Origin of the sequence: Flavobacterium sp. XGLA_31, assembly GCF_051547105.1 — a bacterium.
Lineage (GTDB): Bacteria > Bacteroidota > Bacteroidia > Flavobacteriales > Flavobacteriaceae > Flavobacterium.
In genome coordinates this window covers 167,051-185,870 of sequence record NZ_JBPTTM010000003.1, presented here as the reverse complement: position 1 = coordinate 185,870, position 18,820 = coordinate 167,051, and the positions used below count along the sequence as shown (strand labels likewise).

At 38.4% G+C, this 18,820-nt stretch carries 19 protein-coding genes and 1 other RNA gene; 10 read left to right on the top strand and 10 right to left on the bottom strand.

Annotated elements, in window-relative coordinates; all coding sequences use genetic code 11:
• Window positions 1-112: 112 nt before the first annotated feature.
• The 4 genes from ACSVH6_RS07400 to ACSVH6_RS07385 all read right to left on the bottom strand — a co-directional run bounded on the left by ACSVH6_RS07400 (window position 113) and on the right by ACSVH6_RS07385 (window position 4,073).
• Complete coding sequence (locus ACSVH6_RS07400) at window positions 113-415, bottom strand: HU family DNA-binding protein (protein ID WP_158592531.1); 303 nt, start codon at window positions 413-415, stop codon at window positions 113-115.
• A gap of 146 nt (window positions 416-561) precedes the next feature.
• Window positions 562-1,509, bottom strand: a complete 948-nt coding sequence (gene fmt, locus ACSVH6_RS07395; protein WP_438077069.1) for a methionyl-tRNA formyltransferase — start codon at window positions 1,507-1,509, stop codon at window positions 562-564.
• Window positions 1,510-1,534: 25 nt separating this feature from the next.
• The gene (locus tag ACSVH6_RS07390) at window positions 1,535-3,427 is read right to left on the bottom strand and encodes a RecQ family ATP-dependent DNA helicase (RefSeq protein ID WP_438077558.1); all 1,893 of its coding nucleotides are present in this window, start codon (window positions 3,425-3,427) and stop codon (window positions 1,535-1,537) included.
• 109 nt (window positions 3,428-3,536) lie between these two features.
• Complete coding sequence (locus ACSVH6_RS07385; protein WP_438077067.1) at window positions 3,537-4,073, bottom strand: AAA family ATPase; 537 nt, start codon at window positions 4,071-4,073, stop codon at window positions 3,537-3,539.
• A 262-nt stretch (window positions 4,074-4,335) separates the two neighbouring features.
• Between ACSVH6_RS07385 and ACSVH6_RS07380 the strand changes: the two genes are divergently transcribed.
• From ACSVH6_RS07380 to ACSVH6_RS07360, 5 genes are all read left to right on the top strand, one after another.
• Complete coding sequence (locus tag ACSVH6_RS07380) at window positions 4,336-4,620, top strand: DUF493 family protein (protein ID WP_438077065.1); 285 nt, start codon at window positions 4,336-4,338, stop codon at window positions 4,618-4,620.
• Entirely contained in the window at window positions 4,620-5,333 is a 714-nt protein-coding gene (locus ACSVH6_RS07375; RefSeq protein WP_438077064.1) for a DUF4290 domain-containing protein, read from the top strand. Before ACSVH6_RS07380 ends, ACSVH6_RS07375 begins: the two co-directional genes overlap by 1 nt.
• A gap of 90 nt (window positions 5,334-5,423) precedes the next feature.
• Window positions 5,424-6,734, top strand: coding sequence for a UDP-N-acetylglucosamine 1-carboxyvinyltransferase (gene murA / locus ACSVH6_RS07370; protein WP_438077062.1), 1,311 nt, complete (start codon window positions 5,424-5,426; stop codon window positions 6,732-6,734).
• A 30-nt stretch (window positions 6,735-6,764) separates the two neighbouring features.
• A complete protein-coding gene (locus ACSVH6_RS07365; RefSeq protein WP_438077060.1) occupies window positions 6,765-7,514 on the top strand; it encodes an FkbM family methyltransferase in 750 nt (249 codons plus the stop codon).
• A 51-nt stretch (window positions 7,515-7,565) separates the two neighbouring features.
• The gene (locus ACSVH6_RS07360) at window positions 7,566-8,333 is read left to right on the top strand and encodes a sulfite exporter TauE/SafE family protein (RefSeq protein ID WP_438077058.1); all 768 of its coding nucleotides are present in this window, start codon (window positions 7,566-7,568) and stop codon (window positions 8,331-8,333) included.
• A 280-nt stretch (window positions 8,334-8,613) separates the two neighbouring features.
• Here ACSVH6_RS07360 and ACSVH6_RS07355 read toward each other — a convergent pair whose 3' ends face one another.
• Entirely contained in the window at window positions 8,614-11,094 is a 2,481-nt protein-coding gene (locus tag ACSVH6_RS07355; RefSeq protein ID WP_438077056.1) for a DUF5686 and carboxypeptidase regulatory-like domain-containing protein, read from the bottom strand.
• A 17-nt stretch (window positions 11,095-11,111) separates the two neighbouring features.
• Window positions 11,112-11,525, bottom strand: coding sequence for a type II 3-dehydroquinate dehydratase (gene aroQ / locus ACSVH6_RS07350; RefSeq protein ID WP_438077055.1), 414 nt, complete (start codon window positions 11,523-11,525; stop codon window positions 11,112-11,114).
• 284 nt (window positions 11,526-11,809) lie between these two features.
• Between aroQ and ACSVH6_RS07345 the strand changes: the two genes are divergently transcribed.
• The 4 genes from ACSVH6_RS07345 (at window position 11,810) to ACSVH6_RS07330 (ending at window position 14,523) form a co-directional block, all read left to right on the top strand.
• A complete protein-coding gene (locus tag ACSVH6_RS07345) occupies window positions 11,810-12,400 on the top strand; it encodes an outer membrane beta-barrel protein (protein ID WP_438077054.1) in 591 nt (196 codons plus the stop codon).
• A 134-nt stretch (window positions 12,401-12,534) separates the two neighbouring features.
• The gene (locus tag ACSVH6_RS07340; RefSeq protein ID WP_438077052.1) at window positions 12,535-13,083 is read left to right on the top strand and encodes a porin family protein; all 549 of its coding nucleotides are present in this window, start codon (window positions 12,535-12,537) and stop codon (window positions 13,081-13,083) included.
• Between the two features lie 76 nt (window positions 13,084-13,159).
• On the top strand, window positions 13,160-14,059 hold the full coding sequence (gene xerD / locus ACSVH6_RS07335) for a site-specific tyrosine recombinase XerD (protein WP_438077050.1): 900 nt from the start codon (window positions 13,160-13,162) through the stop codon (window positions 14,057-14,059).
• 68 nt (window positions 14,060-14,127) lie between these two features.
• Window positions 14,128-14,523 (top strand): response regulator, encoded by a 396-nt coding sequence (locus ACSVH6_RS07330; protein ID WP_438077048.1) that lies wholly within the window; start codon window positions 14,128-14,130, stop codon window positions 14,521-14,523.
• A 50-nt stretch (window positions 14,524-14,573) separates the two neighbouring features.
• On the opposite strand, the gene rny is transcribed toward ACSVH6_RS07330, so the two are convergent.
• From rny to ACSVH6_RS07310, 4 genes are all read right to left on the bottom strand, one after another.
• A complete protein-coding gene (rny, locus tag ACSVH6_RS07325; RefSeq protein ID WP_438077046.1) occupies window positions 14,574-16,136 on the bottom strand; it encodes a ribonuclease Y in 1,563 nt (520 codons plus the stop codon).
• Window positions 16,137-16,186: 50 nt separating this feature from the next.
• Window positions 16,187-16,294: non-coding RNA, 6S RNA (ssrS, locus tag ACSVH6_RS07320), on the bottom strand.
• A 50-nt stretch (window positions 16,295-16,344) separates the two neighbouring features.
• Window positions 16,345-16,641, bottom strand: coding sequence for a cell division protein ZapA (locus ACSVH6_RS07315; RefSeq protein ID WP_438077044.1), 297 nt, complete (start codon window positions 16,639-16,641; stop codon window positions 16,345-16,347).
• A 3-nt stretch (window positions 16,642-16,644) separates the two neighbouring features.
• Window positions 16,645-16,935, bottom strand: a complete 291-nt coding sequence (locus ACSVH6_RS07310; RefSeq protein ID WP_438077042.1) for a hypothetical protein — start codon at window positions 16,933-16,935, stop codon at window positions 16,645-16,647.
• A 187-nt stretch (window positions 16,936-17,122) separates the two neighbouring features.
• Here ACSVH6_RS07310 and ACSVH6_RS07305 point away from each other — a divergent pair, with 187 nt between their 5' ends.
• Window positions 17,123-18,820: a M23 family metallopeptidase gene (locus ACSVH6_RS07305; RefSeq protein ID WP_438077041.1), complete on the top strand. Its 1,698-nt coding sequence runs from the start codon at window positions 17,123-17,125 to the stop codon at window positions 18,818-18,820.

Genomic DNA, 18,820 nt, shown 5'->3' with positions numbered 1-18,820 from the left:
AAATTTTCATTAAAGCTAATAAAAACTGTTTAAAAAAACTAATTTTTTGCTGTAAAAACTAAAAAAAGCCACATCATTTGATGTGGCTTTTGTATATCAGAAGAACTAATTATTAGTTTACTGCTCCGTCTAATTCAGCACCAGCTTTGAATTTAACTACATTTTTAGCAGCAATTTTAATAGTTTTGCCAGTTTGAGGGTTTCTTCCGTCTCTAGCAGCTCTTTTAGATACTGACCAAGAACCGAATCCTACTAAAGATACTCTTCCGCCTTTTTTCAAAGTACCACCTACATTTCCTAAAAATGATTCTAAAGCTAATTTTGCAGCCGCTTTTGTGATTCCAGCGTCAGCTGCAATTGCATCGATTAATTCTGATTTGTTCATAATGTTAGTTATTAATTGTTGGTTAAACATTTTGTTAATGATAACAAATTTAATAGGAATTCCTTACTACACAAGCGTTTTGGCGTTTTTTTCATTTTTTTGTTGATAACTTGGTTTTTTTGTTGATAAACCAATGTTGTTTATCGATAGTTTCACTTAAAAAACGCCTTGAGCTCCTATTCTGCCTGAGCTGTGATGGAAAATGCAACCCCGTTTAAAAGCTCCTGAGTTTGCATTTTTTTCTTTCCGGGGAGTTGGAGACTTAAGATATTTATGTAACCGTTTTTTACCGCGATTTTCATTTCTTTTTTTGTGGTTATAATTTGTCCCGTTTTATAATGATGATTTTCAATTGAAATGCTTGCTTCGTATATTTTTACATTCCATTCTTCCTGGTTGTTTTTAAAGATGCACCAAGCTGCTGGATATGGGGAAAGCCCACGAATTAAGTTGTGAATGGTTTCAGCCGATTGATTCCAGTCAATTTTGCAATTTTCCCGGTTGAGTTTATAAGCCGTTTTTATTTCAGGATTATCCTGTTGGAGTGTAGTGGAGACATTTCCTTTTTCAATTAGTGCCAGCGTTTCGATTACGGCCGTGCTTCCTAAATCCATCAGGCGGTCATGTAATTGTCCGGCATTTTCATTGGGCGCAATCTCAATTTTTTTGCTCAGCAGCATCGCACCGGTGTCAATCTTGTCATCAATAAAGAAGGTAGTCACTCCCGTTTTGGTTTCGCCGTTAATAATAGCCCAATTAATAGGAGCAGCGCCGCGGTAGTTGGGCAATAGTGAAGCATGTAAATTAAAGGTTCCTAATTTTGGCATGCGCCAAACCACTTCAGGCAACATCCGGAAGGCCACAACAACCTGTAAATTCGCATTCAGGCTTCGTAATTCGGCTAAAAAGGTTTCGTCTTTTAAGTTGGTTGGCTGCAACAACCTTAGGTTGTGCTCCAAAGCGTATTCTTTGACGGCGGAGTATTTCATTTTTTGCCCGCGACCGGCAGGTTTGTCTGCAGCGGTTATTACTCCTACGACTTCGTAATTGTTTTTAATGATGGTATCCAAAATGCCCACGGCGAACTCGGGTGTTCCCATGAAAACAATGCGTAATTTTTCCATTTGTTGCTGAATTTAGTTCAGGGACTTATTTTAAAGAGTATACATTATTTGATTTGATACAAATGGTATTGTCCTCCAGTAAATTTTGAAGTGCAAAGATAACATCGTCTTTCGGAAATTTGGTTAGTTTTTGAATATCTCTTGAATTGAAGTCTTGTATTTTCAGTAATTCGATGATTTTTTCAGCAAGGGTTTCCGATTTTTTGGATTTTGTTTTTTGGGTAATACAAAAGGAGCAAATACCACAATCTTTCTTTATTGTTTCTCCAAAGTACTGCATTAGAACTTTTTGCTTACAAGTTTGGGTGTCATTACAGTACTGAAGCACAGCCAACAATTGCTCATGCTTTGATTTATTTTGCGTCTGCAAATGTTTTGCAATCCGGTTAATGGTACGCTCGTCTTCCCTGACTTCGTTGAAGGTAATTGTAGCATCGTTGTTTTTGGCCGTCATTTCAATGATTGCTTTCTCTTTGAGTTTTTGTAAAAGTGAAAGCACTTTTGTTTCGGGATGATTTGATTTTTTGGCGACTAACGGCGGATTAATCGCGGTTTGCATGTCATAGATACCCGGGTAGGTCCGCAGGAGGGTTAAGATGATTGCCTCATCACTGGGATTGAGGCTCATGTAGCGAATCACTTCTTTGGAAGGAATGATAAATTGTACACTTATTTTCTCTGAAAACTCCTGAGAGAGGGTGATTACTCCCTGGCGATCGAGAAACTGTAAAGCATTATACGTTTTGAGGGTAGGAAAGTTGTATTTGTTGCAAAAGTGATTTAAATTAAAACGAAATTGTTCATCGATGCCTTCCCCGTATGCAATCTGAAAATAGTTGCATAATTTAGAAAAGACGCCGTTCAAAAAAGTTTTATCCGGCAGGATGCTCAAAAATTGTGCTTCGGCGTGTAAAATGTCCGACGGATTGTTGAGTAAAATCGCAAAAGCTTTCTCTCCGTTTCGTCCTGCTCGTCCCGCTTCCTGATAATAATTTTCCAGATTTTGCGGTAAATGCAAATGGATGATGGTTTTGACATTGGCTTTGTCAATTCCCATTCCAAAGGCGTTGGTAGCCACCATAATCTGTACCTCTTCATCCATCCAGCGTTGCATGTGAGTACTTTTGTCTTTATTGGCTAAACCACCGTGGTAGAATGTTGCGGTGAAGCCCAGCGCTTCCAATTGTTGAGCTGTTTCAAGACAAGCTTTTCGGTTGGTTACATAAATGATGGAAGGTTGCGGATTTTTTTGCAGTATTTGTTGCAATAAATGCAGTTTGTCTTCCGTTTTAAAAACCATGTAAGCGATGTTTTCGCGATAAAATGATTTGGTGAAAATCTTGGGGTTATGCAATTGCAATTGTACGATAATATCCTCTTTTACCTTTGCTGTTGCTGAGGCGGTCAATGCCAAAAATGGGACTTTAGGAAAAAGCTCTTTGAGTTTGGCAATCTTAAGATAGGCCGGTCGAAAATCGTGTCCCCATTGTGATACACAGTGAGCTTCGTCAACTGCGATAAGGTTAATGGGTAGATTTTTGATGCGTTCTACAATCCATTCGTTTTGGAGTCTTTCCGGGGAAAGGTAGAGGAATTTGTAGTTACCGAATTGGCAATTATCGAGCAGATCAATGATTTCATCCTGATGAATTCCTCCGGTTAAGGCAATGGCCTTGATGCCCCTATTGTGAAGCTGCTGAACCTGGTCTTTCATTAATGCAATTAAGGGTGAAATGACTAATCCGATACCGGGCTGCATCATAACGGGTACCTGAAAGCAAACAGATTTGCCCCCTCCGGTGGGCATTAAGGCGAAAGTGTCGTTGCCTGCCAAAACGGAATTAATGATGTCTTGCTGCGGTTCGCGGAAGGCATCGTGTTTCCAATACTTTCGAAGAATTTCTAAGGCTGTATTCAAATGATGAATTGTCAATTACGCATAGTGTCACCCGAATTTGTTAGGGAAACAATTTAACCGGTATAAATGTATAAAAAAGAATTGGCTTGCTTTTACACAAAAAGTGTAATTATGCGAGTTGGTTCAAGATGAAATGAATGCGTTCTTCTACAGTGCCTCTCGGAACTTCGATTAACTCATAACCGTATTTTTGATAGGTCTCTTTAAGATGTTCAAAGATGAGTTTGGCTTGTTCAAAGTTTTCATACCGGGCTTCATCGCTTTCATAGATTTCTTCCCAAGGCGGAAGTACAAAAACTTTGTGGTAGGTGTGCTCTTTGCCGGCTTGGTCAAAAAAGGCCGGATAGCTGTCGCCTATGTAATGCATATAGGCTAATATATCGGGAATGCCGCGATCGAGAAACACAATTTCGGCCTGATCTTGTGAGGCTTGAAGGTGTTGCTTTTTTCTTCCTTCCAATAGGAGTTCGCTGAATAGCAATGGTTTTTCAAGGAACAATTGTTCGATTCCCTGTTTTTTGGCTTCGAGTGTGATTTGTCTCGATATTTCCGGGAAACATGCATAGCCCTGTTCGATGAGTGCATCGATGATGGTGGTTTTACCGGTGCCGGGACCGCCGGTGATGACTATGAGTTCTTTTTTCACGATTTTGGAAAAATAAGCCGCAAATTTATTGAAACTAATTAGAATTGCGAAAGGGTTTTGATTTTTTATTTTAGTCGTGTTCCAAAGCGCCAAGAGTTGGCTGTTTAGCCCCGATTGAAGCAGTCTGCCGTGCAGCGCGGAAAGCGGGAAAATGGTTTGGGGAACAAGCCCTTGTGTATTGCTCAAAAAAAACTTAAAACCGAGTAGAATTGTGCTTAAAAATCTAAATCAATACTGTATATTTGCTTTTATTTTTGAATGAATGGATAAGAAGACGGAAGAATTTTATACAAGATTGCGCGAAGAGTTGAACAATACATCAACTTGGCCCAGTGAGTATCTTTACAAGTTTATTGTGCCTACCGACCCTAAAAAAGTGGAAGAGGTAGAGAATGCCTTTGACAATATGGGTGCCGTGATACAAACAACACAATCCAAAACCGGAAAGTACACCAGTCTCTCGGTGAATGTGATGATGGAAAGTCCGGAAAGCGTGGTGGAGAAATACATTGAGGTTTCAGGAATTGAAGGCATAATTTCACTATAATGGGAGAGAAATATATCAAAGAAAAGGCTAGTGATGTAGTCCATTTTTTGGAGTACAATGCGGAACGTCCGCATTTGATTATTCCGGAATACGGACGGCATTTACAAAAGCTGATTGACCAAGCTACGTTGATTTCCACCAAAGAAGAACGCAATAAGGCCGCTCAATACATTATTCAGGTGATGGGAAGTTTGAATCCCCATTTGCGTGATGTTCCCGATTTTCAGCACAAACTTTGGGATCAGATATTCATCATGTCTGATTTTAAATTGGATGTGGATTCTCCTTATCCGATTCCGACCAAAGAAATGATTCATTTGAAGCCGGAACGCTTGCCTTACCCACAAAAAAATCCGAAATATCGTTTTTATGGTAACAATATCAAGTACATGATTGATGTAGCCAACAGCTGGGAAGAAGGGGAGATGAAAAATGCATTGGTAAAAGTAATTGCCAATCACATGAAGAAATCGTATTTGAGTTGGAACAAAGACACGGTAACCGATGCCGTGATTTTTGAACATTTGTATGAGTTGTCAGAAGGCAAACTTAACTTGCTGCAAAGTACAGAAGAATTGTTGAACACCACCGATTTGATGCGGACCAACAAAAAGATGTCGAATAAAAACATGCCGCAGCAAAACAACAACAAACAAAACAAGAATAAAAACGGCAAAAAGAATTTTCAAAAAAACAATAACAATCAAAAATAGTTGCAGGGTTTTAAAGTAGCAGAGTTACAGTGTAAATTATTCACCAGCTTTGCATCTTTCTCATTTTGCGACTTTTCATTATAAAGAACTATGGGAACATTTAAAATAGAAGGCGGCATTCCACTCAAAGGAGAAGTTCAACCACAAGGAGCAAAAAATGAAGCCTTGCAGGTTTTGTGTCCTGCCTTATTGACTTCAGAAAAAGTTAGAGTTACCAATATACCGGATATTATCGATGTGAACAAACTAATCGTTTTGCTGGGAAATTTAGGGGTGAAAATTCAAAAAAACGGCCCCGGAGATTATACCTTCCAGGCAGATGAGGTGAATGTTGATTATTTAAAGACCGAAGCCTTTAAAAAAGAAGGAGGTAGTTTAAGAGGTTCCATTATGATTGTTGGACCGCTTTTAGCCCGATTTGGTTGTGGATACATTCCAAAACCGGGAGGAGATAAAATCGGAAGAAGAAGATTAGATACCCACTTTGAAGGGTTTATTAATTTGGGTGCCAAATTCCGTTACGAAAGAGAAGACCATTTCTATGGTGTAGAAACCAAAACCCGTTTGAAAGGAACTTATATGTTATTGGATGAAGCCTCGGTAACCGGAACGGCCAATATTGTTATGGCAGCCGTTTTAGCTGAAGGAACCACCACTATTTACAATGCAGCCTGCGAACCCTATTTGCAACAGTTGTGTAAAATGCTGAACTCCATGGGTGCCAAAATCAAAGGAGTAGGCTCTAACTTATTGACCATTGAAGGAGTAGAAAAATTAGGAGGTTGTGAACACCGAATTTTGCCGGATATGATTGAAATTGGTTCGTGGATTGGATTAGCGGCGATGACCCGTAGTGAAATCACCATTAAAAATGTGAGTTGGGATAATCTAGGGGTTATTCCGAATGTATTCCGAAAACTGGGGATTACCTTAGAGAAAAAAGGAGATGATATTTATATACCGGCGCACACCAAAGGCTATACTGTAAAAACCGATATTGACGGTTCTATACTCACCATAGCAGATGCCCCTTGGCCGGGCTTTACTCCCGATTTGTTGAGTATTGTTCTGGTAGTGGCCACGCAGGCCAACGGAGATGTGTTGATTCACCAAAAAATGTTTGAAAGCCGTTTGTTCTTCGTGGACAAATTGATTGATATGGGGGCCAAAATCATGTTGTGTGATCCGCACCGAGCCGTGGTGATGGGACACGATTTTAAATCGCAGTTGAAAGCTACCACGATGTCTTCACCCGATATTCGTGCGGGAATCTCGTTGTTAATTGCCGCTCTTTCTGCTAAAGGTACTTCAACCATTCAAAACATTGAGCAAATTGACCGTGGGTATGAGCGTATTGATGAAAGACTTCGTGCGCTTGGAGCCAATATCGTGAGAGTGTAATTTTTTATCACACGCTCCTTAAAAGAAAAGATGAAGAAAGTTAAATTAGCAGCAAAATTTTGCCTGAACTTCGGTTTGTTCAAGGGGCTGTGGCTCTTTATAAAATTTCAGGCCGGTTTTACTGAAAAGGTAAAACTTCCTGCTATAAAATACCCTATTTCATTGCGCCCCGGCACTTCAGATGCCATCACTTTTCGCGACATTTTTTTGGATAACCAATACAATGTAAGCGTTCGAAATCCGAAAATAATTATTGACGGTGGTGCCAATATTGGTTTGTTTACCGTATTGATGAAGAACAAATATCCTGATGCCAAAATTATTGCGATAGAACCCGACGGGGATAATTTCATGGAATTGAAAAAAAACGCTTCGCCTTATCAGGATGTTTTTTTTGAAAATTACGGGATTTGGAACACCGATACAAAATTAAAGGTATACGACAAATACAACCGCGGAAAATGGGGTGTGGTTGTGGAAGAAGACCCTGAAAACGGAACCATTCCCGCCATTTCGATTCACAGCTTAATGAAGAAATATCAGATTGATTGTATTGATATTTTAAAACTGGATATTGAAGCCAGTGAAAAACAACTTTTTTTAAACCATTATGAAGAGTGGCTTCCAAAGGTGAAAAAAATTGTCATCGAATTGCATGACGGTTTTGAAGAAGATTGCTCCCGCACTTTTTTTGAAGCAATTAATAAAGCGATTCCACGATACAAACTGCATACGACCCGAGGCGAAAATCTGATTATTGAAAATCTGGATATCGCCTAGATTTCCATTGCTGCCGCCATGGTTTAAATCAATTGATACCGAACAATACTTATGGAAAACTATGGTATTCTTCTTCTCTCGGTTGCGGCATTCTTTGCCGGATTTGTTGACGCCATTGTGGGCGGCGGCGGATTGATTCAAACGCCTGTAGCTTTAGTTTTGTTGCCTTCTTACCCTGTAGCTACGGTTATAGGGTCACTCAAAATACCTTCCTTTAGCGGAACCGCATTGGCCGCCCGTCAGTATCTGAAACAGGTTGATATGGATTGGAAACTGCTTTTAACTATGGCCGTCGTGGCATTTGTTTCCGCATTTTTAGGTTCTGATTTGCTGACCAAAGTGCATAACGATTTTATGAAACCGTTCCTTTTGGTCGTTTTGACTTTGATTGCGGTTTATACTTTTATCAAAAAAGATTTCGGTTCCCATCAGGTGAAACAATTAACCAAAACTATGCAGCTTTTTCGGGCGGTGCTCCTCAGTGTGCTGATTGGTTTTTATGATGGATTTATCGGTCCGGGCACCGGAAGTTTTTTGGTTTTGGCCTTTGTTACGGTTTTAGGGTTTGATTTTCTTCACGCTTCTGCCAATGCTAAAATGGTCAATCTGGCTACCAACTTTGGTTCCATCTGTCTTTTTGTTCTCAAAGGAAAAGTCATCTGGGCCATAGCCATTCCCATGGCGGTGTGCAATGCCATCGGAGGTTGGGTAGGAGCCAAGCTCGCCATCCGTAAAGGTAATGGCTTTATTCGTGTTTTCTTTTTGATAGTCGTCATCGGAACCCTGATTCGTTTCGGTTACGATGTATTTTTTAAATAAAAGCGAGCAGTCCCAAAAGGCATTGCAAGATTCCAAAGCTCCTTTTTAGGATTCCGATGCCGGTTTTTAACAGTCCGTAGCCTGTTTATAAGGTTGCGAAAAGGGTCTGTAGCGTTCCGTTAATCCTTTTTATCCTTTCGAAGCTTGTTGCTGCCACTCCAAACCTTGTTCTTAGGATTTCGAAGCTAGTTTTTGTCATTACGAAGCTCGTTTTTATCATTACGAAGACCGTTCTTAGGCTGCGAGGCCTTGGAAATGCTCAAAAGTTGGTTTTTCAGGCTTATTCTAAAATATTCAAAAACTTCAAGCCAAAGATTACCCCGTCACCTTGGTATCCGTTTTGATAGGCACGAACATAATCGATGCGCAGCAAACGGTATTTGCCATAACCAAGATTGTCCAATCCTACAGAGAACTCCTGATACGGTTTTCTGTCCGGTATAGCCAAGTTGTGGAAGCCTAAAACCAATTGGGATTGCAGTTGTTTCAATAACGGCAATTTGTTCATGAAGTACCCTTTGTCGTTGTGTTCGATATGGGTTTCAAAATAAGCATCGTTGGTACTGGCTGCATAATAAGGTAGCAAATTGAAAACATTGGTATATGCATCGGTCTGACCAATGTGGGTTTGGTTTCCGTTAAAATGTTTGTAGTCTACAAATGAAATATTGTCGGCATTAAAAAACTTCCCGCCTTTAGTAACTAACTCCAGGTTTCCTTTATTGCCGAGCGTCAGGGTATAATCTATTTTGGCCACCGCCATATCGTATTCGTACTTTTTGTCGGTAGCGGCAAACGTTTTTTCGTAGCCCAATGTCAAACTAGGGTAATCATCATTAGGAATGTTGAACTTTCCGTCGGGTCTTGACCAGTATTTTTGTCCAAAATTAAACCGCAGGGCTACGTTGGTTTTTACCAGATTGTGTTTGGTTAAAGCTGCTGAGGTTTCATCAATCGGGTCCAACGGATTGTTGGAGGTGTACGGGTCGTCATTTTTAATCACCGTATAATTGGTATGGTTGTACAGGGGCTTACGCTCCGCATATTCGGCATTGAGGTTCATGTAAATGCCGTTAATCAATTCCCTTCCGTAGTTGGCACCGACAAAATTCTTTTCGTAAAGCTTCATGAAATTGTTCTTAAAAAACAACGTACTCACCGAGTTGACTATGTTTGAAATCGGGTTGTTGCTGTTGAACTGGTTTACCATGCTGCCTCCGTTTAGCGCAATAGCACTGTTGTTGAGGTTGCTGAATTTGTGAATGTAATATCCGGTGGCTCTTATCTTTTCTTCGGCAAAGCCATACTCAAAGCGCGATCCTATTCGGGTGTAGGTTCTTTTTTCTTCGTTGCGTTTGGTGTAACTCAAGCCCGCTTTCAGGCGCCAGCCCTGTACCGTGTTGAAGGAAGTGGATAAAAGAGGCCCGTCATAATCTACCGACCATTTTTTGAACGAGTTGTTGTAGCTGTAGCCCATCAGGATATCAGACAAACTGAATCGGTTGTGCTTATGGTCAATAGAATCCAGATAAGGTTTGGATTTCTTTTTGGTTTGCAATGCGTCTTTCTTAATGTAATCTTTGGACTCTTCCTCTGTTAAAGGAACGGGGCGAATGGTATTCCAAAAAGAAGCTTCTTTCTTGTTGGCATTTTCTTCAAAAGACAATACTTCATTGGTGAATGTTTTTTTGTCGAATTGTTTTTCAAATTCAAAGTTGGAATACACATAGGTAAACCGTCCGTTGAGTTTGATGCTGAGCAGGCCGGCAACAAAATCAATGGTTTGGGTGTTCATTACCCATATTTTATTAATAGTGTTGTAGCTGTAGCTCTGTTTTAAAATTAAATTGTCAATCGCCGGAGATTGCATTTGGCTTCCTTTGATGGTTAAGTCAGTTGCATAAATCGCATAACTGTCATCCACGATATAGATGTAGCCTTCCATGACCGGTTCGGTATCGCGTCGTGGTGTTACTTTGATTTTATTCACCTGCTGGTGGTTTTCGGTAAAGAAAGACCCTTCCAGTTTGTATTTGTAATAATTGAATGCATTATCCGCAATGGGTGAAATCACATTGATTTCAAACGGCAGGTAGTTTTCGTAGCAATCAAAATTTACCGACGCTGCATTGTTAAAACTGAAACCATTGTCTTTACCGCTTACTTTGGAAGCGACAATCACCTCTTTCATTTTATCGGGCTTTTGAAAAGTAAGGCGCGAAACGGTTTCGGAGAGGTAAATGATTCCCGAGCGGGTAGAATCTAACGCTTCGTCAAAAAAGTCAAACTTTTGTCCCATGATGGTTTTGGGAGCGTCTTTCAACCGAATAATACCGCGTGAATAGAAATCGGCTTTGAAACGAGCTGTTTTTTCAGCGTTGTCTTTTTTATTTTTAATGGCATTTCGAATGATTTCATTCGCCGGATTGTCTTTCGGGTTGATGATAACCTCATTGAGCGTGATGTTTTCTTCCCGCAACATTATTTCCATCTCCGTCGATACTTTGTCAACCTCTACAACTTGCCGGGTAGTTTGATAACCCATGTATTGAAAAATAATACTGTGCTTTCCCGGGATTTTTATGTTGAGTTCAAATTTGCCCTGTTCGTTGGTCGTCGTACTATTATAGGTGTTCTCCTCAAAGATGTTTACAAACGGCAGCGGATTGCCTTTATCATCAGTTACGCGACCTTTGATTTGCGCCATAGCGTTCAGCGACAGCAGCAGCATGAAAACGAAAAGGGATTTTTGGATTGACATATATATAAGGTAATGATTTATAAAAAAGATTGGAGTGCCAATTCATAGCTTTTCAGTCCGAAGCCAATGATGATGCCTTTGGCTCCTGCTGAAATGAACGATTGGTGTCGAAAAGATTCTCTGGTGAACGTATTAGAGATATGGACCTCTATCACCGGAGTCGTAATGGCTTTGACTGCATCACCAATTCCTACCGAAGTGTGGGTGTAGGCAGCGGCATTTAAAATAATCCCGTCATACGAAAAACCAACCTCCTGTAGTTTGTCAATCAGTTCGCCTTCTATATTGCTTTGATAATAAGTGATTTCAACGCCGGTATATTTTCTTTGCAGGCCTTTTAAGAAGGCGTCAAAAGTGAGGCTGCCATATATTTCGGGTTCGCGTTTGCCTAATAAATTGAGATTTGGGCCATTTATTATTATAATTTTCATACAATTTTAGGTTTAGGTAAATGTATAAATAATCTTTTAGATAGCGAATAGTTCCAAAAAAATACAATTTTTACGACAGTAAAGCCTAAAATCAGATGAAATTTGAGCAATGTTAAAAATAGCTCTTTTTGTTGAAAACGTTATAAAAAGCTTTATCCTTTTGTTTTTAAGTGAATTACAATATTTTTTTGTTAACAAAATTGTTAATAACTGAAATAACCCCCGTGGATGCTCGAAAAAGAATACTTATACTTTTGTTGTATTAATTTTAAAATTAAACAAACATGAAAAAAATTATTTTAACAGTAGCTGCAGTATTCGCTTTGTCGTTTGCTAACGCTCAAGACAAAAAAGAAAGTTCATTTGGATTTGGTAAAGGAGATATCTACGTAGGTGGTAGAATTTCTTACTCAAGCGAAGATGATGATGTTGTTAAAACAACTAGCACTACTATTGCTCCTGAAGCTGGTTACTTTATCTCTGATAACTTTGCTTTAACTTTAGGCTTAGAGTCTACATCTGTTGATAACGGAACTAACAAACCATCTCAATTCAACGTAAACGTTGGTGGTAGATATTACTTCTTGAACTTAGGAGAAAGATTCAAAACTTTCACTAACTTCGGAATTGGTTTCGGTACTTACAATCCAGATATCACTGGAGCTGATAACACTAAAACTTTTGGTTTCAAAGGTGGTGTAGGTATCAACTACTTCGTTACTCCTAAATTAGCTATCGATTTCGGTCTTGCTGATGTTTTATCTTACCAAAGTGCTAAAACAGGAGATGCTAAACAAACTAATACAGACTTGAATGTTAATGTATTTAACAACTTCTTCAATGCTGCTTCATTTGGTTTAATCTACAAATTCTAATTTGTAACCAAATAAAAAGTTTAAACCGCGCCAATGGCGCGGTTTTTTTTGCATTTAATCGAATTTTTACCAGAAAATTTGTATGCCATTTTGTAAATAATATTTTTGCTGTACTAATTTTAAAATAACAAATCATGAAAAAAATTATTTTGACTATGGCAGTGGTATTAACTGCAACTTTTGCGAATGCACAAAAAGGAGGAAGTGATGACATGAAGTTCGGTGTGAAAGCTGGATTAGTGAACTCAAATTTTGCTGGAGATTTTTCTGGTGGAGATGCTAATACTGGTTTTTATATCGGTGGTTTAGTCGATTTTTCAGTATCTGAAAAATTTCATGTTCAACCAGAATTATTATATTCTGTTGAAGGAGCTAAAGATGCTAAAATTAATTTTCTTAGAATTCCTGTAATGGCTAAGTATTATGTTATAGAGGGATTAAGTTTACAAGCAGGGCCTGAGTTTGGTTTCAAAGCAGGTGGTGATGATATTAAAGATTATGCAAAATCGTTAGATTATGGTATTGGATTCGGAGCTGGATATGAATTAGAGTCTGGATTAATGTTTGATCTTAGATATAATTTAGGTTTAGCTGATATCAATGATTTTCCTACTGGATCAGGTTTAGAAGATGCTAAAATGACAACTGTTTCTTTTAACGTTGGTGTTGGTTACAGATTCTAATATTTTAAAAGATTTATTTTAAAACCACGCTTTTAGCGTGGTTTTTTTATTGTAAACATTTCCGTTTCTTTGTACTATGAACTGGAATCAGTATATCAAAAGTTTTCAATCCTATCTTAAAATCGAACGCGGATTATCAGGGAACACCGTGGCGAATTATACTTTTGATTTAGAGCGTTTGTGTAGCTTTTTGAATGAAAACAATATGGTGGTTTCACCCGAGAAGATAGACGAAGAAATTATTCAGCAATTTATTTACAGTGTGGCCAAGGAAGTAAATGCCCGTTCCCAGGCCAGAATCATTTCGGGATTGAAAAGTTTCTTTTCCTACTTGATTTTTGAAGATTACAGAGCAGATAATCCTATGGAGTTGATTGAGGCTCCTAAAGTAGGAAGAAAACTTCCTGATACCCTTTCGGTTGCCGATATTGATGATTTGATTGGAGCAATTGATTTATCGAAAGAAGAAGGGGAGCGCAACCGGGCGATGCTGGAAACACTTTATGGCTGTGGCCTTCGGGTTTCTGAACTCATTTCGCTCAAGATTTCCGATTTGTTTTTTGAAGAAGGTTTTGTCAAAATCACGGGTAAAGGCAACAAACAACGTTTTGTTCCCATTGCACCATCTACGCAAAAGTGTATTGAAATTTATAGAAATCAGATCAGAAGCCACTTGGATATTGCTAAAGGATTTGAAGATACTTTGTTTTTGAATCGAAGAGGAAAGCAACTGACACGAGCTATGGTTTTTACTATCATCAAGACCTTGGCTGCCAAAATTAACTTAAATAAAAATATCAGTCCGCATACCCTGCGGCATTCGTTTGCCACCCATCTTTTGGAAAACGGCGCCGATCTGCGTTCTATTCAGTTGATGCTTGGACATGAATCTATTACTACTACCGAAATTTATGTGCATTTAGACCGGAAACATTTAACACAAATTATGAGTAAATTTCATCCAAGGGAAAAGTAATTTTCGGGATTTTTATTTATTTTAGCTTTGAATAAAACAAGAATAACACCCAAATCTCTTTTGAAGTAATGAAGTTTAATGACGTTTTTGTCGTAGATGATGATAAGATATTCCATTTTATCATTAAAAAATTGTTGGCGAGTAGTAATATTGATGTGACTCCTGCTTTTTTTGAGAACGGGTTACAAGCTATTGAAGGGATTAAAAATAAGTTACAAAATGGGGAAACGCCTCCGGATTTGATATTGTTGGATATCAATATGCCGGTGCTTGACGGGTGGCAGTTTCTGGAAGAATTCAAGATCCTCAAAGAGCAAATTCAAAAGGAGATAGCCATTTATATTATTAGTTCTTCTGACAATACCGTAGATATAGACAGGGCAAAAGATTTTGAGGAGGAAGTAACCGACTATTATTTGAAGCCGGTGACAGTAGAAGCGATAAGATCAATATTCAGTGCATAAAAAAGGCGACCCAACGGGTCGCCTTTTTTATTATTGTTTTGCTAATTGAATTATTTAGCAATATTTACGGCTCTGGTTTCACGGATAACCGTGATTTTTACCTGTCCCGGATAAGTCATTTCTGTTTGAATTTTTTGCGAAATTTCAAATGATAAACTCGCTGCGTTTTCATCGCTTACTTTTTCACTCTCTACAATAACACGCAATTCACGACCGGCTTGAATAGCATAAGCATTTTTTACTCCGCTAAATCCGAAAGCAATATTTTCCAGGTCTTTCAAACGTTGGATATATGAATCCAGTACTTGTCGTCTGGCTCCCGGTCGAGCTCCTGAAATAGCATCACATACCTGAATGATTGGTGAAATTAAATACTTCATTTCAATCTCGTCGTGGTGTGCTCCAATGGCGTTGCATACCTCTTCTTTTTCACCATATTTTTCTGCCCATTGCATTCCTAACAGCGCGTGTGGTAAATCACTTTCGGTATCCGGCACTTTTCCAATATCGTGTAATAAACCGGCTCGTTTGGCTAATTTTACATTTAAGCCTAATTCTGCTGCCATGATACCACAGAGTTTGGCTACTTCACGTGAGTGTTGTAATAAGTTTTGTCCGTAAGAAGAACGATATTTCATTCTACCTACCACTTTGATTAATTCGGGATGTAAACCATGAATTCCCAAATCGATTACGGTGCGTTTTCCGACTTCAATAATTTCGTCGTCAATTTGCTTAGTGGTTTTGGCTACCACTTCTTCAATTCTGGCTGGGTGGATTCTTCCGTCAGTTACCAATTTGTGGAGAGATAAACGGGCAATTTCTCTTCGTACCGGGTCAAAACAGGAAAGAATGATGGCTTCAGGAGTATCATCTACAATAATTTCAACTCCGGTGGCGGCTTCTAAAGCACGAATATTTCTTCCTTCACGACCGATAATTCTTCCTTTTACATCATCAGACTCAATGTTGAAAACGGACACACAGTTTTCTACTGCTTCTTCGGTTCCTACACGCTGAATCGTATTGATGATTACTTTTTTAGCTTCTTGTTGAGCCGTTAATTTTGCTTCTTCAATGGTGTCTTGAATATGCGACATGGCTTTGGTTTTGGCCTCAGCTTTTAAGCTTTCCACCAACTGTTCTTTGGCATCTTCTGCCGAAAGCCCGGATATTACCTCTAATTGTTCTACCTGACTTTTGTGTAACTTTTCAAGCTCTTGATGCTTTTTGTCGAGTAACTCAATTTTAGATTCATATTCTTTGGTTTTAGCCTCAAAATCGTCATTGATTTTTTTGGCTTTAGCCAACTCGCTTGATACCTGAGATTCTTTGTCTCGGGTTCTTTTTTCAACTTCAGCTATTTTTTTGTCTTTATTTAAAATCTCTTTTTCGTGTTCTGATTTTAATTCCAAAAACTTTTCTTTGGCCTGAAGCAATTTATCTTTTTTGATGTTTTCTGCCTCAACATTGGCATCTCTCAAAATGGAGGCTGCTTCTTTTTTGGCATTTTTAATCATATTGGAGACATTGTTTTTCTCCAGGTATTTTGCTACTCCGAATCCTCCGCCGATACCGGCGATAAGCGCAATTATAATTAGTATAGTTCCCATTTTTTTGTTTGTGTTTATATATAAAAAAAGCCTACATTAGGTGAATGCATAAACTCGTAAAGACAAGTTTTGAGCTAACTCGCTGGTCAAGGATCCACGATAAAAGTGGCATGCTTTAATAGCGACGACTGGCTCATTTTAATTTGTTAGTGTTGAGTTTACCAATTAAAATCTAATGTAGGCGGTATTGTAATCTATGTTAAGAACGTTATTTTTTTTCGAGATAATCGAATAATAAATCATTAATTTTTTTTAATCTTTCAAGAGTTTCCTTGCTGTCTGTGACATTGTCAACTTGTTTTTGTTCCACTTGCGAGGCAAACTGTAAGGCGCACATGGCCAATACATCTTGTTTGTCGCGAACAGCATAGTTCTCTTCAAATTGCTTAATCATAGCATCAATTTTTTTGGAAGCACTTCGCAGCCCTTCTTCCTGAGAGATGTCTACCGTTAACGGATAAACTCTGTCGGCAATTGATAACTTTATTTTAAGCTTATCCTCCATATTTTAGTCTGACAACTGCGCTATACAGTAATCTATCTCCCGGATTAATGAATTTATTTTAAGCTTGGTATCTCGTTTATTTTCTTCACCGCCTAATAATGAATTAGCCATTTTGAGGGACTCGCATTCCGACTTCAACGTTGCAATCTCACCGGATTGTGTTTGAATCAGTGCTGCAGCTTTGTTTAATTCCGCTTTCAATTCCATAGAATTGTTCTCCAAACTCTCTATTTTCTTAAAAAGTTTCTCAATTCTATTCTCAAGTGAATCAATTATTTCTGCTATTTCACTCATGAAATACTTTATTCATTACTTACTTTACAAAGTTAGGATTCTATTTTGTTTGCACAATAGTTTTGTCAATTATTTATTTCTTTTTGTATTGAAAAGTATAAAGATTTGGATTCGAACAGGTTACAAAAAGACGTGTTTGTTGTAAATTTTTACGCACTTTTAATTATCTTAGCAAAAACAAACTTTAATGAAGCGGTTTTGGCTATTTTTTCTGTTCAACTTAGCTGTTTGGGGTCAAAACCAATACCCCAGAGATTACTTTCGTTCCCCGCTTGATATTCCTTTGCAACTGGCCGGAAATTTTGGAGAATTGCGTTCCAATCACATTCATTCCGGATTTGATTTTAAAACGCAACAAAAGGAAGGACTGAATGTTTATGCCGCTGCTGACGGTTATGTTTCCCGTATTAAAATTTCAGAAGTGGGTTATGGCAAAGCTATTTATATTACGCATCCCAATGGATATACCACTGTATACGGTCACTTGCAATCTGCTGTTGGTGCAATTGAAAAACTAATCAAAAAAGAGCAGTACAAAGGCAAGTCGTATGAATTTGATTTGACATTGAACCCAACTGATTTAATTGTGAAGAAAGGAGATTTGATTGCTCTCTCCGGGAATACAGGAGGTTCTGAGGGCCCGCATTTGCATTTTGAGATTCGGGAAACCCAATCGGAAAAAATTATCAATCCCATGTATTTTGGTTTTGATACCTTAATTCCCGATGAAAGAAAACCGTTGCTGAACAGTCTGTGGGTGTATCCGTTGGGAGAAAACTCGGTTGTTAATCAATCCAAGAGACCGATTTCGGTGAACTTGTCTTTACAAGACGACGGAACTTATATCGCGGAAAAAATAGAAGCCATGGGTAGAATAGGTTTCGGAATTACGGCTCTCGATTATGATAATGTATCGTGGAATGCCAACGGTATTTTCAGGGTAAATACTTTTTTGAACGGTAAAACGGATTTTGGTTATCAATTTGACACTTTTGCTTTTGATGAAACCCGCTATGTCAACGCTTTGATAGATTATTTTCGTTTTAAAAAACTGAAACAACGGGTGCAGAAATTATTCATGGAGTCTCCTTATCCGCTGAGTTTGATACATTCGGGAATTGACAACGGAATCGTGACAGTGTCATCCAACATGACTCAATCCTACCGCATTGAGATTTCCGATTTTAACGAAAATATGGTCAAGATTTTTGTTCCGATTCAGTATTCGGTTCAATCGGCTAAAGTTAACGAAGTGCCCATTACGTCAAAATATCTGGTAAAAGCCCAAAAAGAAAACATATTCGCCCAAGAAAATGTTACGGTCACCATTCCGGCGAATACTTTTTTGGATAATTTCTATATGGACTTTGAGGTTAAAAACGGTATTGCCATAGTACACGAAGATGTGGTCCCGGCGTTTGCCAATTTTTCAATCACTTTTGAGGACAGTATTGCTTCTGAAAAAGACCGGGAAAAAATGTTCATTGGTTTGGGTGATGGAAAAAAAACAGTTTATTACCATACTAAACGCTACAAAAATTCGTTTACGATATATACTAAAATACTTGGAGAATATAAGTTAATCAAAGACGGAATGCCTCCCAAAATTAAAATAGATAAGAAAGTAGGGGGTAAGTGGATTAGCAATTTGAACGAATTACAGTTTACGATTTCAGATGACTTATCAGGCATTAAAACGTATGATGGCTATTTGAACGGCAATTGGATTTTGCTGGAGTATGATCCCAAAACCAAAAAACTGATTCATCATTTTTCTGACGGTATAGTGGCTGAAGGGAAAAATGATTTAAAAGTAGTCGTTACGGATAATGTTGGAAATTCTACTATCTTTGAAACACAATTTTTTAGAAGTCAAAAACCTTAA

Excerpts from the sequence above, each read along its gene's own strand:
- ACSVH6_RS07400 (WP_158592531.1), bottom strand. The coding sequence starts at position 415 with ATGTTTAACCAACAATTAATAACTAACATTATGAACAAATCAGAATTA.
- fmt (WP_438077069.1), bottom strand. The coding sequence starts at position 1,509 with ATGGAAAAATTACGCATTGTTTTCATGGGAACACCCGAGTTCGCCGTG.
- ACSVH6_RS07380 (WP_438077065.1), top strand. The coding sequence starts at position 4,336 with ATGGATAAGAAGACGGAAGAATTTTATACAAGATTGCGCGAAGAGTTG.
- ACSVH6_RS07375 (WP_438077064.1), top strand. The coding sequence starts at position 4,620 with ATGGGAGAGAAATATATCAAAGAAAAGGCTAGTGATGTAGTCCATTTT.
- murA (WP_438077062.1), top strand. The coding sequence starts at position 5,424 with ATGGGAACATTTAAAATAGAAGGCGGCATTCCACTCAAAGGAGAAGTT.
- ACSVH6_RS07365 (WP_438077060.1), top strand. The coding sequence starts at position 6,765 with ATGAAGAAAGTTAAATTAGCAGCAAAATTTTGCCTGAACTTCGGTTTG.
- ACSVH6_RS07360 (WP_438077058.1), top strand. The coding sequence starts at position 7,566 with ATGGAAAACTATGGTATTCTTCTTCTCTCGGTTGCGGCATTCTTTGCC.
- ACSVH6_RS07355 (WP_438077056.1), bottom strand. The coding sequence starts at position 11,094 with ATGTCAATCCAAAAATCCCTTTTCGTTTTCATGCTGCTGCTGTCGCTG.
- aroQ (WP_438077055.1), bottom strand. The coding sequence starts at position 11,525 with ATGAAAATTATAATAATAAATGGCCCAAATCTCAATTTATTAGGCAAA.
- ACSVH6_RS07345 (WP_438077054.1), top strand. The coding sequence starts at position 11,810 with ATGAAAAAAATTATTTTAACAGTAGCTGCAGTATTCGCTTTGTCGTTT.
- ACSVH6_RS07340 (WP_438077052.1), top strand. The coding sequence starts at position 12,535 with ATGAAAAAAATTATTTTGACTATGGCAGTGGTATTAACTGCAACTTTT.
- xerD (WP_438077050.1), top strand. The coding sequence starts at position 13,160 with ATGAACTGGAATCAGTATATCAAAAGTTTTCAATCCTATCTTAAAATC.
- ACSVH6_RS07330 (WP_438077048.1), top strand. The coding sequence starts at position 14,128 with ATGAAGTTTAATGACGTTTTTGTCGTAGATGATGATAAGATATTCCAT.
- rny (WP_438077046.1), bottom strand. The coding sequence starts at position 16,136 with ATGGGAACTATACTAATTATAATTGCGCTTATCGCCGGTATCGGCGGA.
- ACSVH6_RS07315 (WP_438077044.1), bottom strand. The coding sequence starts at position 16,641 with ATGGAGGATAAGCTTAAAATAAAGTTATCAATTGCCGACAGAGTTTAT.
- ACSVH6_RS07310 (WP_438077042.1), bottom strand. The coding sequence starts at position 16,935 with ATGAGTGAAATAGCAGAAATAATTGATTCACTTGAGAATAGAATTGAG.
- ACSVH6_RS07305 (WP_438077041.1), top strand. The coding sequence starts at position 17,123 with ATGAAGCGGTTTTGGCTATTTTTTCTGTTCAACTTAGCTGTTTGGGGT.